1 protein-coding gene is annotated in these 531 nt (G+C 54.2%); it reads left to right on the plus strand.

Translation table 11 applies throughout. The features are described from left to right. Nucleotides 1–186 precede the first annotated feature (186 nt). Nucleotides 187–531 (plus strand): hypothetical protein (locus tag I9W95_RS16430; protein ID WP_225676864.1); only part of this gene is annotated, 345 nt, incomplete at its 3' end.

A 531-nucleotide genomic window follows, 5' to 3' on the forward strand; every position in this document is an offset into this window, starting at 1 on the left:
TGGATTAATAGGCCTGGCTCTAACTATTCAGGTTTATTCGCTTCTGTACGAGAAGCCCGTTTGCAGCAGCTTGCCCTGACGGGATCCTTGACGCAGGTCGTTGGCAAGAGATATGCCGGACTGTTATCGGGGTATGCCGATCAAGGCTCTGTGATCAACGGTGTCTATGCCACAGGTTCAGTGCAGATGGCTGATGGTTATGCCGGTGGTATTGTCGGATATCTGCAGGACTCAACCGTGCAATATGGTGTCTCCGCGGCTTCTGTTGCAGGGGGTAACTATATCGGTGGTATTGTCGGCTGGGCCACGACCTCGCAAGGCATCGGTAAGCTCAATCAGGTTCTGGCGATGGGGTCTGTCACTAGCGATGGTTCTTATCGGGGGAGCGTAGCGGGGCGGCTCTCTGGCAGTAATGTAAACGCCACGTATTGGGCTACCGACGCTACGGGTCAGGATGCTATCGGATATCTTAGCGGAACGGTAAACACAGATAACAGCGGCCATCTGTTGGCTGAACTGCAGTGCCCAACG

It is taken from the genome of Thalassolituus marinus (assembly GCF_020320395.1).
GTDB lineage: Bacteria > Pseudomonadota > Gammaproteobacteria > Pseudomonadales > Oceanobacteraceae > Venatoribacter > Venatoribacter marinus.